Annotated in this window: 14 protein-coding genes and 1 pseudogene; 8 read left to right on the top strand and 7 right to left on the bottom strand. The window is 45.8% G+C overall.

The genetic code is table 11. From position 1 onward, the window contains the following. Positions 1-193 precede the first annotated feature (193 nt). Positions 194-436 (bottom strand): helix-turn-helix transcriptional regulator, encoded by a 243-nt coding sequence (locus tag D0A37_RS18360; protein ID WP_242716486.1) that lies wholly within the window; start codon positions 434-436, stop codon positions 194-196. A 215-nt stretch (positions 437-651) separates the two neighbouring features. Between D0A37_RS18360 and D0A37_RS18355 the strand changes: the two genes are divergently transcribed. After that, positions 652-915, top strand: a complete 264-nt coding sequence (locus D0A37_RS18355) for a hypothetical protein (RefSeq protein WP_242716484.1) — start codon at positions 652-654, stop codon at positions 913-915. A gap of 166 nt (positions 916-1,081) precedes the next feature. Further along, complete coding sequence (locus D0A37_RS18350) at positions 1,082-1,723, top strand: Uma2 family endonuclease (RefSeq protein WP_242716482.1); 642 nt, start codon at positions 1,082-1,084, stop codon at positions 1,721-1,723. A gap of 44 nt (positions 1,724-1,767) precedes the next feature. On the opposite strand, the gene cofH is transcribed toward D0A37_RS18350, so the two are convergent. Then, on the bottom strand, positions 1,768-2,913 hold the full coding sequence (gene cofH, locus D0A37_RS18345; protein WP_242716480.1) for a 7,8-didemethyl-8-hydroxy-5-deazariboflavin synthase subunit CofH: 1,146 nt from the start codon (positions 2,911-2,913) through the stop codon (positions 1,768-1,770). A 140-nt stretch (positions 2,914-3,053) separates the two neighbouring features. On the opposite strand from cofH, the pseudogene D0A37_RS18340 reads away from it, so the two are divergent. Beyond that, positions 3,054-4,267, top strand: a pseudogene (locus D0A37_RS18340) (glycosyltransferase). Positions 4,268-4,379: 112 nt separating this feature from the next. Beyond that, positions 4,380-6,161, top strand: a complete 1,782-nt coding sequence (locus D0A37_RS18335; protein ID WP_242716478.1) for a glycosyltransferase family 39 protein — start codon at positions 4,380-4,382, stop codon at positions 6,159-6,161. Between the two features lie 7 nt (positions 6,162-6,168). On the opposite strand, the gene D0A37_RS18330 is transcribed toward D0A37_RS18335, so the two are convergent. Then, on the bottom strand, positions 6,169-6,339 hold the full coding sequence (locus D0A37_RS18330) for a hypothetical protein (RefSeq protein ID WP_242716476.1): 171 nt from the start codon (positions 6,337-6,339) through the stop codon (positions 6,169-6,171). Between D0A37_RS18330 and D0A37_RS18325 the strand changes: the two genes are divergently transcribed. The 3 genes from D0A37_RS18325 to D0A37_RS18315 all read left to right on the top strand — a co-directional run bounded on the left by D0A37_RS18325 (position 6,338) and on the right by D0A37_RS18315 (position 10,117). Beyond that, positions 6,338-6,535 (top strand): hypothetical protein, encoded by a 198-nt coding sequence (locus D0A37_RS18325; protein WP_242716474.1) that lies wholly within the window; start codon positions 6,338-6,340, stop codon positions 6,533-6,535. The two genes, D0A37_RS18330 and D0A37_RS18325, sit on opposite strands and share 2 nt — an antisense overlap. Before the next feature lie 388 nt (positions 6,536-6,923). Then, positions 6,924-8,921 (top strand): NACHT domain-containing protein, encoded by a 1,998-nt coding sequence (locus D0A37_RS18320; RefSeq protein ID WP_242716472.1) that lies wholly within the window; start codon positions 6,924-6,926, stop codon positions 8,919-8,921. After that, positions 8,918-10,117, top strand: coding sequence for an SUMF1/EgtB/PvdO family nonheme iron enzyme (locus tag D0A37_RS18315; RefSeq protein ID WP_242716470.1), 1,200 nt, complete (start codon positions 8,918-8,920; stop codon positions 10,115-10,117). The genes D0A37_RS18320 and D0A37_RS18315 overlap by 4 nt, the downstream gene beginning before the upstream one ends. An 85-nt stretch (positions 10,118-10,202) precedes the next feature. Here D0A37_RS18315 and D0A37_RS18310 read toward each other — a convergent pair whose 3' ends face one another. Next, positions 10,203-10,808, bottom strand: coding sequence for a DUF3318 domain-containing protein (locus D0A37_RS18310; RefSeq protein ID WP_242716468.1), 606 nt, complete (start codon positions 10,806-10,808; stop codon positions 10,203-10,205). A 261-nt stretch (positions 10,809-11,069) separates the two neighbouring features. Next, on the bottom strand, positions 11,070-12,644 hold the full coding sequence (locus D0A37_RS18305) for a nucleoside transporter C-terminal domain-containing protein (RefSeq protein ID WP_242716466.1): 1,575 nt from the start codon (positions 12,642-12,644) through the stop codon (positions 11,070-11,072). A gap of 221 nt (positions 12,645-12,865) precedes the next feature. On the opposite strand from D0A37_RS18305, the gene D0A37_RS18300 reads away from it, so the two are divergent. Beyond that, the gene (locus tag D0A37_RS18300) at positions 12,866-13,144 is read left to right on the top strand and encodes a hypothetical protein (RefSeq protein ID WP_242716464.1); all 279 of its coding nucleotides are present in this window, start codon (positions 12,866-12,868) and stop codon (positions 13,142-13,144) included. A 97-nt stretch (positions 13,145-13,241) separates the two neighbouring features. Here D0A37_RS18300 and D0A37_RS18295 read toward each other — a convergent pair whose 3' ends face one another. Both D0A37_RS18295 and D0A37_RS18290 read right to left on the bottom strand, forming a co-directional pair. Continuing rightward, positions 13,242-13,436, bottom strand: coding sequence for a hypothetical protein (locus tag D0A37_RS18295; protein ID WP_242716462.1), 195 nt, complete (start codon positions 13,434-13,436; stop codon positions 13,242-13,244). A 157-nt stretch (positions 13,437-13,593) separates the two neighbouring features. After that, positions 13,594-13,731 carry a hypothetical protein gene (locus tag D0A37_RS18290; protein ID WP_242716460.1) on the bottom strand — a complete coding sequence of 46 codons (138 nt, stop codon included), beginning with the start codon at positions 13,729-13,731 and terminating at the stop codon, positions 13,594-13,596. Positions 13,732-13,774 lie beyond the last annotated feature (43 nt).

The following is a 13,774-nucleotide window of genomic DNA, read 5'->3' as shown; positions in this document are numbered from 1 at the left end:
AGTCCGGCAGGGGTTTAAACCCCTGCCTCAAAGCTGAAGTCCTCTGAAAAAGGACGGAATAATTTATTAGTCCTCTTTTAGAGGACTTTAGCTAAAAGCCCCGTGGGTTTAAACCCCTGGCGGTATTTCGGGTTAAGCGATATTTCTGGTTAAGTTGACACGAAGAAGGGCAATAACAAAAATGATATTAATTCTATTGAGCGCCCTCGCTGGGAAAACCAAATTGGTCTGGTAATTCATCGGAAGTAATTTGCAGAATCTCTAACAACTTCTTGTATTGAACAGGCGTTAGCTTCGGTACAGATCGCCCCGATTCCCAGTTCCTTACCGTCGCTTCTGTAACTCCAAGTGATTCTGCTAGCTGCTTTTGAGTCATAAACCGCTGAACTCTCAGTCGCATTAGGGGCGATCGCTCGGCTCTTTCTGAGATTTCCATAGGCTATTTGTTACTTTATGTTAAATAATGCACGATTTTATTAAATACGTTGACGTATACCGTTATTTGATTTACGCTTATAGCAATAGAGATTAGACAGCACCAGCTAAGCCACTTGTGCTGTAGGGGAATTGCTGTCTTTTCTTCAACTTGTTATTGTACGCGGTTTTACCGTTACAAAGCATCAAACCTATCCAAAATTATTAGTCTAAGCTATGTTGCAAGACTCATCATCGAACCAAACATCGCCCCAAGTTTTAACCAACCAAACCTTTGAGGGCGAACGCGAAGCAGTCCGTCACGTCATCATCGGTTCGCCGCTGGGGGTACGGCGAACTATCCACCAACTGCACGCATTGCGCTACGAGGAAGCTGTTCGTTGGACTCATCCGATCGCCATTCCCGACAATCGCATCATTATTACACCCGAACAGGGAGAAATCATGAGTCTGTTAGTTAAGTTAATCCGGTTGGAATGAAGTTTTAAATGTGCGATCAACCTTTCTCGAATTGAGTCAAAAGTGCGATCGCGAATCTCTTCTCGTTGCCCGTGCTAAACTCAACAGATATATCCAAAAACTCTTGTGGGGTAGGCATCCTGCCTGCCCTTGGCACAAACTTAACAACTAGCTCCCTATTCAGCTTATGATTGTTATCACCCCCGTCCTAAAACCCGTTAGCCAAATAACGCTTTCTCCCGGTAGTGTCGTAACTATTCCCAATATAAGTTGGCTGGAATTCGAGTCGATTTTGCAGGAATTAGGAGAAAAGCGAAGAACCAGAATTGCCTACAGCAACAGTACCTTAGAAATCATGGTTCCCTTACCCGAACACGAAAGGCCGAAAGATTTAATTTCCGATATTGTAAAAATTTTACTCAAGTCAGCGGGCAGAAGATATGAACCCTTTGGTTCTACTACTTTCAAACGGGAAGGTGCAGCAGGAGTTGAACCTGATGCTTGCTTTTATATTTTAAATTATCAGCGGATGATTAATCGCCGCCGACTTTTACCGGACGATCCGCCGCCCGATTTGGCAATTGAGACGGATGTTACTTCTAAAACTAAGATCGATGCCTATAAAATTACTGGAGTTCCAGAAGTATGGGTTTACGACAGCGGCCGACTTCGCATTTATTTGCTGCAAGATGGAGAGTATGTAGAATCCGATAGTAGTCCGAATTTTCCAGAAATCGCGATCACACAACTTATCCCCACTGCGGTAGAACGTGCTTTACAGGTGGGAAGTTGTCAAGCGCTAGAAGAATTTGAAAGTGCGATCGGCTGAACTCGTAGGATACGTTACGCACTTCGCACTCTGCCTCCGAAAATTTACACAATTCCTGCCAAATTGTCAACCCCTAAAGGTCGATAAATTGTATCTCTTTGCTGATAATCCCGCCCCAAAGAACGAATCGCATTTTGCAAATCTTCGACAGATTGACAACTGCCGCCAACCGCACCGGCCATCGTTGTAATGTGCTCTTCCATCAATGTGCCGCCGATGTCGTTGCAGCCCCATTTCAGCGCTTCTGTAGCTCCATCTAAACCTAATTTTACCCAACTAGGCTGGTGATTGGAAATCAAATTTCCTAAGAAGATTCTCGATACTGCGGTGAGTAACAATGTATCTGCTAAAATTGGTTGGTCCCGGCCGACTCGACTCCGCAAAGGAGCCGGTGCTTGCTGTCCGACAAATGGCAATAAAATAAATTCTGTGATGCGAGCCCGATAGTCTTGGTCGATCGCAGTTTGTTGGAGCGATCGCACTTTTTCTAAATGCAAAACCTGCTGTTGGGCCGTCTCAATATGCCCGCAAAGCATCGTACTCGTTGTCGGCAAACCCAGACGGTGAGCAGTTCCCACAATTTCCAGCCAAGTTGCCGAATTTAGTTTTTCCGGGCAAATCACCCGTCGCACAGAATCGTCGAGAACTTCCGCCGCGGTTCCCGGCATCGAACCGACTCCCGCATCCTGCAAAGCCGAAATTACATAGCTGAAACTGAGATTATCTTCTCTGGCAATAAATTCTATTTCTTGCGGCGAAAAAGCGTGCAAGTGCAACTGAGGAAACTTATCCTTAATAGTTTTCACCAATTGCAGATAATAAGGTAAAAATGCGCCGTTCAGCTTAGCTTGAAGATTTAAGCCGCCCTGCATACAAATTTCCGTCGCACCCCGCTGCACTGCATCAGTTGCCTTTTCCTGAATTTGAGCTGCGTCTAACCAAAAAGCGCCCTCATCTCCCTCGTCGCGGCGGAATGCACAAAAACTGCAATGCTGCTCACAAATGTTAGTAAAATTAATATTTCGATTGATAACGTAGGTGACAGTATCCCCTGATTGTCGGCGGCGGAGCAAGTCAGCGGTTGTTTGAATAGAAGCTCGCGCATCTGGATCTCTTTGCTGCAAAAGTACCAAGGCCTCTGCGGAAGAGATGTTATAACCTTGTAAAGCTCGATCGAGAATTGCATCCACAGTTTTCTTTTTAACTCAATTACAGAATTACTGACTAGAATTAAGGCGCTTTTATATTTTAACTAATCCATTATGGAGGAACGATATTTTACAATCTCAAGTGCTACCAAACTATCCTTGACTTTCTGAACACTAAAATTATGGGCAGCTACCAACCAAATCAGGTCTTGCCAGTGCCGTCGGGGCCTTTGCAAATTCCTGCTATACAGACTTTCGGTTCAACTTTTGTACACGCAGGCACACCGCCAATTTATTTTTCCCTGGTAATTCCCACCTACAACGAGTGCAGGAATATCCAGAGTATTGTGGAAAAATTGAGCCACTTGCTCGATGGTATCCTTCCCGGCAACTACGAATTAATTGTAGTCGATGACGACAGCCCCGATCGCACCTGGGAAGTCGCCCTTTCCCTGACACCGGAATATCCGCAATTGCAGGTGATGCGCCGGGAAGAGGAGCGGGGACTTTCCACAGCGGTGATTCGCGGGTGGCAGGTCGCTCGGGGTGAGGTTTTGGGCGTCATCGATGCCGACTTGCAGCATCCCCCGGAGACGCTATTGCAGCTTTTAGCAGAGATTCAGCGGGGAGCAGATTTAGCTGCTGCGAGTCGTCACGTTGCCGAGGGTGGGGTGAGCGACTGGAGCGTAGTCAGGCGATTTTTATCGCGGGGCGCTCAAACCTTGGGGTTGGTGATCCTGCCGGGAGTGGTGGGCCGAGTGTCCGATCCGATGAGTGGCTATTTTATGGTGCGTCGCAGTTGCATAGCCGGCAAAACCATGAATCCTGCTGGTTACAAAATATTGATTGAAGTGCTCGGCAGGGGGATATCCGCTGGATTGGAGAAGTTGGTTACGTGTTTCAGGAGCGGCAAGAAGGCGAGAGCAAAGTTACCTGGAAACAGTATATTGAGTATTTGCGACATTTGCTTCGGTTGCGGTTTGCCCGCTGGCCGATGGGCAAGTTTCTGCGGTTTGGCATTGTGGGTTTCAGCGGCGTGTTTGTGAATATGGGGCTTTTGTACGTGCTGCGGCATATCCTCAGTTGGGAGCTGACTCGCAGTCTGATCATTGCTGCTGAATTTGCAATTATCAGTAACTTTTTGTGGAATGATTTGTGGACTTTTGGGGATATTTCTAAGCGGCAGCCAGGAAAGCGCCAGCGATTGAAACGGCTGTTGAAATTTAATACCATTTGCTTGATGGGTTTGATTTTGAATGTGCTACTGGTTAATGTGCTGTTTAATGTTTTTGGGATGAATGAATATTTGGCTAATTTAATTGCGATCGCGACTGTGACTCTGTGGAATTTCTGGATCAATATGAAGCTGAGTTGGCGGGTGACGGACGTGAAGTAGGTAATGGAGAATTGTTGACTGTTGACTGTTGACTGTTGACTGTTGACGGCGTTGAGTGATGACAACTGACTACTGACAACTGACAACTGACAACGGACTGCTGACTGAATTAATGATTAAGAACAAACAACTGTTGTTGCTATTTCTGTGGACGGCGATCGCCTTTATTTTGCGCTTTGCCAATTTGGACTCGAAACCGCTGTGGACGGATGAGTTTTCCACTCTAGTGTTTAGTTTGGGCAACAGTTTTCGCGGGGTGCCGATCGATCGCGCGATCGAGCTTTCTACATTATTACAACCCCTACAATTGCGCCCCGCTGCTGACACCGCCGACGTGCTACGCAATTTGCTGCTCGAAAGCAACCATCCACCCGTGTATTTTATGCTCGCTCATTGGTGGATGCGACTATTTGGGCCTTCTGAGGATAGTTTAGTTTGGATAGGGCGAGCTCTTCCTGCATTATTGGGCGTGATTTCAGTTCCAGCTATCTACTTTTTGGGGAAATTTGCTTTTAGTTCGCGTTTAGTTGGTCAATGTGCAGCCGCGATGATGGCAGTTTCTCCCTACGGCATTTATCTCGCTCAAGAAGCTCGCCATTACACTTTAGGAATCTTATTAGTTATTGCCTCTCTTTTTTGCCTCACCTTAGCTGCAAAAAAGCTGCAACAGCGCGCTCCCCTGCCTATTTGGGCGGTGCTGCTTTGGGTAGTTGTTAACTGTTTAGGAATTGCGGTTCACTACTTTTTTGCACTGACTTTGTGTGCGGAAGCAATAGCATTACTTGCTGTTATCTGGCACGAGTTTAATGGAAAGTTGCCAATTTCCAACAGCCAGCAGCCTAATATTTGGCAATTTCAAATCCTCTGGCGACTTTTCGCAGTAGCGATCGGTACTTTAGCTGGCGGTTTAGTTTGGTTGCCGGTATTTTTGTCAAATAAATACGGCAGTGAACTAACTAATTGGATAGTCAATGGCGATCGCACATTTTTAAATTTGATTAGTCCGATTTTTCAAGCTTTAGCTGGATGGATCACTGTGATGTCTCTGCTGCCGGTGGAATCGCCAAATTTGGCAGTAGTAGTTGCATCGGCGATCGCAATGACAATATTTTTTATATTGGTGCTTCCCATCCTGTTTAGGGCTCTTAAAAAGTCATTAACAACGCCAGATAGTCGTTTAGGTACTGTTATTTTCGGCGGATTTGTGCTAGGAGCAATTTTCCTATTTTTCAGCTTTGCATATATTCTAGGGATTGACCTCACTCGCGGCGCTCGATACAATTTCGTCTACTTTCCGGGGGTGATATTGCTTTTAGGAGCAACCTTGGCGGTTATTTATAACACACCTACAGCAAAAAGTCAATGGTTTAATTTACGGGCGATCGAAGTTCCGGGCAAAAAAGCAGTGGTGCTAATTTTAGCAATGGGTTTTTTTAGCGGTGTCACAGTAAATTCCAATCTCGGGTATCGCAAATATTACAAACCAGACCTTTTAATTCCGATTATCCGCGAATTCTCGAAAGTTCCCGTGTTAATTGCCACTACTCAAAAGACTCATGTAGAAATAGGAGAGTTGATGGGGATAGGGTGGGAATGGGAAAGAAGTTCGGCAACGGATTTTGTAGCGGATGTAACGGATTTTAGGAAGAAAGAAGAAGTTAAAGTCTTTGATTCTCCGCTGTTTCTTTTAGCTAATCTGAAAAAAGATGCGCCGGGAATAGCGGCAGGGACACTTGACAAAACACTCAGTCAATTAGAACGCCCGCTTGATTTGTGGTTGGTTAATTTTCGCGCACCTGTCAATCTAGAAGCACAAAACTGTCAGGTTGAATCGCGCGATTTGCCTGCGGTGGATGGGTATGAATATCAAGTTTATCATTGTTCTAGCTCATAGGTAAGTCTTAGGCGATGGAGCGGTCGATCGCACTTTCGATTAAAATAAGTGCGTTAGCGCAGCTTTCTGCTGGAATCGCACTTTTTTCCTCTGTCGCAACAGTATAAAGTGCGATCGCTCTTGCGTTTAGCAAAAATGCTAAAATTACCTTCATCAAAAATTTAAACATAAGAAACATGACTTTCAAGGCAGTTTTTAGTCTTGTTAAGCAGTTGTATATATCCGAAAAGTTACGGTTGATTAAGTGGATGGTTCCTGAGATAGAACGAGAATTAGTTGTTGTTCGCCCTACTCTGGGCAAATCATTGTGGGGTTTATGTGCTGACTTGGGAATGGCACCATCGGCTGCTGAAATAGATGAAGTTAGCGGGTAAAAATGGGCGAATTTTCCCAGGCAGGATTTCTAATGCTGCGTGCCGTAGCTGATAATTATGCAGTTAGATCGAGTGTCAATACAATTTGGTAAAGCGGATATTTTTATAGAGTAGGCTGAATCGAACTGAAGCAGCGGGCGATCGCACTTTCGATTGAAATCAGTGCATTAACGAAGCTTCCTGATAATCACCGCTCAGATGCGTAAACTGGGAAACAACAGGCTTTTAAGTGCGATCGCGTATGTCCAGATTTATACAAAATTGGCTGCTACCATCCCTATCGCTACTCAGTAATGGTTTCTTGGCTTGGCTGATCAACCAACTGCCCGGTAAACAGGACTTAAAAATTGCAGACCCTATCATAATCATACTGACAATAGTGTGTCTATTGGCACTTTTGATCTTCGGTGCTATATCCAGTCAGTCTCAGCCGACGGCAACGCCTGCAAATCAAAATTGGGTTCTTGGTTTTTTACCCCTGGTGGGAGGTGGCATCCTTTTCGGACTCTTGAAGGGGAACCACGTAGCCGCCGAATTCAACTCAGCAGTTTTTTATACATCTCTCATTCTGTTTGGTTTGGGGGCTGTGCTCCCGCCTGTACTGCTTTTACCGAGACAATGGCAGAAGAGGTTGGTATGGTTGCCGCCCGGTTTGGGACTGGCGGTAATGTTGTATTTCATACTGAGAGGCGAATGGACAGCAGCGTTTTTGGCTTTGGTTGTGACTGTAATTTTGATGTTGTTTATCCATGCCATCAAGTTTCTCATCCCAGTTACTAACCAACTTGCACCGAGGTTTAGGGCAAAGAGACAGCAACTTGCAGATAGTTTTGCAGACGGGATTTGGAATAAATTTGAAGATTCAACCTCAGCTTTTCAGCGGCAATATTACCAGGGTTTGACTTATATCTGTCGAGACTATCAAACACAGGGATTGGATAGAGACCGAACCCTGAACTTGCAAAAGGTATTTGTGCCACTCAAAATTGCTGCAACAGAGGCAGCGAATATAAGGCCCGAAATGGTTCAGCGACTCAAGGATGAAACAAATAACTCAAAAACAACAGAAATTGGGGATTTTTTAGCAGCAATAGATAAGAATCCGGGATATCGGCGCATGGCAGTTTTGGGCGCACCCGGTTCTGGAAAAACTACCCTTTTGAGATATTTAACACAGACTTATGCCACAAAGCAACAGCGGAAAGTGCATCGGAAAGCGCCGAAACTGATTCCGATATTGTTGTATCTCCGAGATGTGCGTCAGGAAATTGTGAATAACAATCAACTCACTCTGGCAGAGTTAATTACTCAGCAGATACAGCAGCAGCAGCAAAAATATGGACTGGAGAATCCACCGCCTAACTGGTTTGCCGAAAAAATACGTCAAAACGAATGTTTGGTAATGTTAGATGGATTGGATGAAGTGGCAGATAAAACCCAGCGCCAGCAAGTAAGTCGTTGGGTAGACCAACAGATGCAGAGATACCCGGACACGGCTTTTATCTTAACCTCTCGACCTTTTGGCTATAAAACTGCGCGGTTGCAACAAGATGTGACTGTCTTAGAAGTGCAACCATTTAACCTGAAACAAATGGAACAGTTTATTGGTAGCTGGTATTTGGAAACAGAGGTGATAAGTCACGCTGGACAAGATGATGCGGGAGTGCGGGGAGAGGCTAAACAACAAGCAGATGATTTAATTAAGCGGATTAAGAATAGCAAACCTTTGGCCGACATGGCGGTGAATCCTTTGCTGCTAACAATGATTGCCACAGTTCACCGTCGCGGTAGCGCCTTGCCAGGAAAACGGGTAGAACTTTACAAAGAAATTTGCCAGGTTTTACTAGAAAGGCGACAAAGAGCTAAAAATATTGCGGAGCCGCTAACAGCGACGCAAAAGCAATCTGTTCTGCAAGTGCTGGCATTTGAATTAATGCAGCAGAAAACTCGTGAGTTCAAGCTATCCGATGGAATTAATCTGATTAAAGACAAGTTGGCAGATGTAGCAGGCAGTGGGGCGAATCCAGATGAGTTTATCCAGCAAGTTCGGGATGTGAGTGGGTTGTTAGTGGAAAAAGAAGTAGGCGTTTATGAATTTGCTCACTTGAGTTTCCAGGAATATTTAGCAGCGGTTCAGATTAAGGAATCGAACCAAGAGAGTCTGTTAATCGGAAATATTAACCAGTCCTGGTGGGCGGAAACTATCCGTCTTTATGCAGCACAGAGTAATGCTAGCAATCTGATTCGTACAATCTTGGCGATGCCATCTCCATCCGTTGAGGAAATGGCACTCGCCTATGATTGTTTGGACGAGGGGTTGAGTGTAAATCCAGATGTTCGGCAACAACTGGAGCAAAGGTTAAACGCAGATTTGGAAAGTCGATGACAGAAAGATTCACCTTAGCAGCTAATGTTTTGTTATCCAGGCGTCTGCAAAATCTACTGCGGATTGATGAGAATGTCGAAATTGACATGAGTTACATCACCTGCGCGGAATATCAGCTTTTTATTGATGAGAAGCTGAAAGCAAATGAATATCGCCAACCTGACCATTGGAAAAGTTACAGATTTCCGCCAGGAGAGGCTCAAAAACCCATTACGGGAGTACGATCTAGTGATGCTGAGGAGTTTTGTGAATGGTTAACTCAGCAGCAATCTGCACCAATATTTAAATATAGACTGCCAACTCGAGCTGAAGTAAAGGAGCATCCAGTCCCAGAAAAACAACTAGGGTGCTGGTGCTTTGATGGAGAACAGCGAATCATTGCAGGAATAGAAACAGGACAGCAGCAAACTTGGCAACAGAAATTAGATGAGGTTTTGGTTCTCAACCGCGACCTCAACCTCGACCTCAACCTCGACCTCTACCGCGACCTCAACCTCGACCTCTACCGCGACCTCTACCCCGACCTCTACCCCGACCTCTACTTCGACCTCAACCGCTACCTCAACCCCGACCTCTACCGCGACCTCTACCGCGACCTCTACCGCGACCTCTACTTCGACCTCAACCGCTACCTCAACCCCGACCTCTACCGCGACCTCTACCGCGACCTCTACCGCGACCTCTACCGCGACCTCTACCGCGACCTCAACCGCGACCTCAACCGCGTCCTCAACCGCGACCTCTACCGCGACCTCAACCGCGTCCTCAACCGCGTCCTCAACCGCGACCTCAACCGCGACCTCAATCGCGACCTCTACCGCGACCTCAACCGCGACCTCTACCGCGACCTCTACCGCGACCTCAATCGCGACCTCAATCGCGTCCTCGAAGGTCAATTTAAAGCAATTGAAGCGGGCAAAGCTAGTGATTTCCTACTTTTATACTTCCCTCTGCTTCCTATTATTGTTATGTATCATTTCTTGTCAGCAACTTATGAGGTAATCTCCAAAAATAAAGAGGCGCTCAATACAATTGAGTTAAGCGGTCAAGAAAGTGAAGCTATTAGTCGTAAGTATTTAGAGAAGCTCAATGAAATATACCCACTTTATGTTTACTTGGTATTACTAGATGAGCGACAATCGGGTCGGATACCAGCATGGGAGAGTATTCGGATTGTCAGGGAAAGAGTTGAGTAGCAGATATAGCGCCTGGATAGTAGGGACACAACAGTGTTGTGTCCTTTGGCTGCGGAACACAGGGTTGTTTGTGAAATAGTATTTTCTAATCTTGCCTGACACTATCGGGCACGCCCACCGCCGAAATACCCGATATCGCCTTTAAGTTTTGACACCGAATCAACTCATTAAAATCCAAACTGCGCCCTTCAATTTGCGCCACAGCCTCGATCGCCCCAAGCAAATGTCCGGCAGCTTCCGCTTCGTTGTAGCCACGCCTTCCCGCTACTCTAATCGCCCCCTCGTCAGCATCTAACTCTACTTGGGAACTGCGGTTATCGCGCCAAATTCGAGTCATGGCGAGTCCCGTCAAACCGCCCGCGATCGCAGTGCCGATCGCATCTCCCTGCAACAATTCTACAACAGTCCCGACAATTCCCGCTAGAGCAGCACCTTGATAAATATCCGGTTTAAACCACTTAACATTGCACAGAAAACTGACATTCTGCAAGATTAGTAAATCCCGCTGCGGTTTAGATAGCAGCCGCCACAAATCAAAATTAATATAAATCGGGCGAGATTGATTCCAAGGTAAAGGAAAATCGCAGTCAATTACTGTTGATTGTTGGGGCTTATTAATAATTTTACACGTCATGCGGCCGGAAGCGGGCATCACATCTAACAGGCGGCGAATTTCTGGATCGGGATTCATAAATTTTGGAGTAATTAGTAACTGGTAATTACATCTAGATAAAAAAACAATAATATCGGTCAGGGTTTCGTGGGGGCGGGTTTTACCGACAATAATTGCCTAAAACCTACAATCTCGTAAACCCGCCCTCACCCAAGAGCTGATTTTATCCAAATCAAAGTTGATGTAGGTTATGAGTTGTGTGGGGGCGAGTTTCTGTACATTTTTGACGGTAGTTAAATATTGTTTCTCAAACCAGCCCCGACAAGTCAATAGAAGATATTAAGGATTTTTCTTGGACTCGGGAGAGGAAGATTTTTGAGCTTTCGGAGCCGCTTTTTCGGTATTGGGCGAAGGCTTCGGACTGGCAATTGCGGGGGCAACTGACGGCTTTGAATTCGCGGCTGGGGATGGCAGTGGTTTCGGAGAAACTGGTGCGCCTAACGGGGGCGCAGGGGCTGTTTGAGTTCCTAAAATGCTGGCGTCTCCGGTGTCGAAAGTGCCGGCGATGCAAGCGATCATCATTGTCGCTAAAGTGCCGACAAATAATGCTTTCCAACCGAGTTCGGAAATGTCTTTGCGGCGGGATGGAATTAGGGCGATCGTACCGCCGACAAATATGCCGACGGAGGCTAAGTGGGCGAAGCCGGAAAGGGCGTAACTGACAATTAAAACTGTACGATCGCTCACCAGTCCTTTTGCCCCCGCTTCTGCTAAACTTTGATAGGGCGGAATCGCTGTTTCTAACAACCGGCGACCGATAATTACTGACGCTTCCCAAGAGTCCTCAATGGAGACTCCTGTTAATAGCGTCAGGGGATAAAATAAGACTCCCATAATGTTTGCTAAGGTGACAACTTTGAAAAAGCCACCAATTGGGCCGGGCAGAATTGCCAGCCAACCAAAGAATTGATTAATTAAGGAAACTAAACCTAAGATTAAAATCAAAACAGCGGCAATGGCCACAGCCATTTTTACACCGTCCAATGCACCAATAATCGCTGCATCCAAAGGGCTGACTCGTTCGATGGGTTCTCCTCCCACAGTCTCTTGTTTGAATTCTTCGCCGTCGATTTCGGAAATTTCTTCGCCCACAAACTCGCGGCCTTTAGGTTTCGGTTCTTCCTTGGGAATGCCGCCCATTGTCACGGGCACTCCGGTTTCTGGTACTAAGATTTTGGAGAGGACAAAACAAGCGGGAATGGCAATAATTGAAGCGGAAACTAAATGCCCTAAAATATTGGGAAAAACTGGCTTGAGAAAACTGACGTAAATTGCTAAAGTTGAAGAAGCGGCGGTTCCAAAACAGCAAGAGAGGATTGCACAAAGTTCCGAACGAGTCATTTGTGGCAAATAAGGCTTGACGACAATTGCCGCTTCAATTCCTACGAAGATATTAGCAGCGCCACTGAGTGCTTCTGCGCCGCTCAAGCGCATTGTCATATAAAAGATTTTGGCAAAAAGTTCGGTGACAATTTGAATCACGCCGATGTTATATAGCAAGGCCATGAGGCCAGAAAAAAAGATGACTGTCGGTAAAGCTCTAAAGGCAAAAATATAACCTAAATTAACTGCCGGCTCTTTACCAGGTATTGGTACAACATTACTTCCGAATACAAATCTCGCCCCAGCGTCAGCAGCGGTGAATACTCCATCCAGTAAACCAGTAAACCACTCTAAAGCGATGCGAGTTGGGGGGAACAGGAATACTAAAAATCCTAAGACTAATTGGAGACCAATGCCCCAGATGATGACGCGCCAAGGTATATACTGAACTTTGCGATTTTCTGAAAAAACCCAGGCGATCGCACATAAGCCAAAAATTCCCAGAAATGAAATAAGATTGTAGATAGACATGAGCCTAGTCCTTTAAATACTTAAGAATGCCGATCGACGATTTGCACCACATCAGTTATACTATTCATCGGACGGCAAATGCTAAAAAAAAATAACGGGCAGATGAATTACGCACTCAACAGCGTACTTATGTCACTGCTTAGGTCATTCCCAAGTCTGCGGATCTTTCGCAACCCTTAATTTGCCGTAATTACCAGCAGTTTAGATAGAAACTCTAACACATGGAAGCTTTTGCTCCACATCCTCCTGAATGGACTGCGACGGCGGTTCACGCTAATGAGTTTTGCTGTCCCCAGTGCGGTGCTAGCTGTACGGATGCCGCTGAGGTCTGGATTAATCGCCGATCGCCAGTATACACCGAGTTCAACCGCCGCAAGTGGCAAGAATTTTACCGCTGCCAGTGCGGTGGCGTGTGGTGGGCCTGGAGTAGCGATAGGCCTCCTTCAGAACTTGTGCGTCGCGACGAGAGTTCGGATGATGACTCGGATGATGATTTTTAGAACGGTGACAGAATTTTCGATTTTCGATTTTATTTAAAATTAGGGTAAGTTGCAGATGGCGCAGCCTAAATTTAGATAGGTTATCGCCCGTTCTCAACTAACTGAGCACGTCAAGTATTCCCTTGACTACGCCTTCCATGACTCTTTCAATTAAGCTCAATTCATTTTCGCCGATCGACTCATTCAACAGCATTGACTGAATTCTCTGTCTGTCATTGTGAGTCAGTTCGCCGGACGAAAATATCTGCTCAACTATTTGTTCCGTTAGAAATGGGAAAGTTGGAGTTTGCATGGTTGGTCTCTAAAAGCATCAATATTTTGTTTTTAACTTCATTAGAGCAGCCAGTTATTTTGGGGGTTTTTGCCGTCCCACCCAATCAGTGCTGCCATCATAAGGCTTTGAGGGCATTCTGTCAAGACACCTGCGACAGATAAATATAAAATCTGCATTAAATTTCCGACATTCTGGCAACGGGTGCTTTCGGAGTGCGATCGACTGATGCCATGTTCCTGCAAGGTCGATCGCCCCCCGGCGGTAGCGGTGTTCGATCGACCTTTTTAAGCTTATTGGCACTGGGGCGGAACATTACAGCTCAAAAAAAATCAAAACGAGAAGAGATTAAAATTGGT

The sequence above is a fragment of the Microcoleus vaginatus HSN003 genome, from assembly GCF_022701255.1.
Classification (GTDB): domain Bacteria; phylum Cyanobacteriota; class Cyanobacteriia; order Cyanobacteriales; family Microcoleaceae; genus Microcoleus; species Microcoleus vaginatus_B.
Note: the sequence above shows the minus strand (reverse complement) of the source record. Positions and strands in the feature narration are given on the sequence as shown.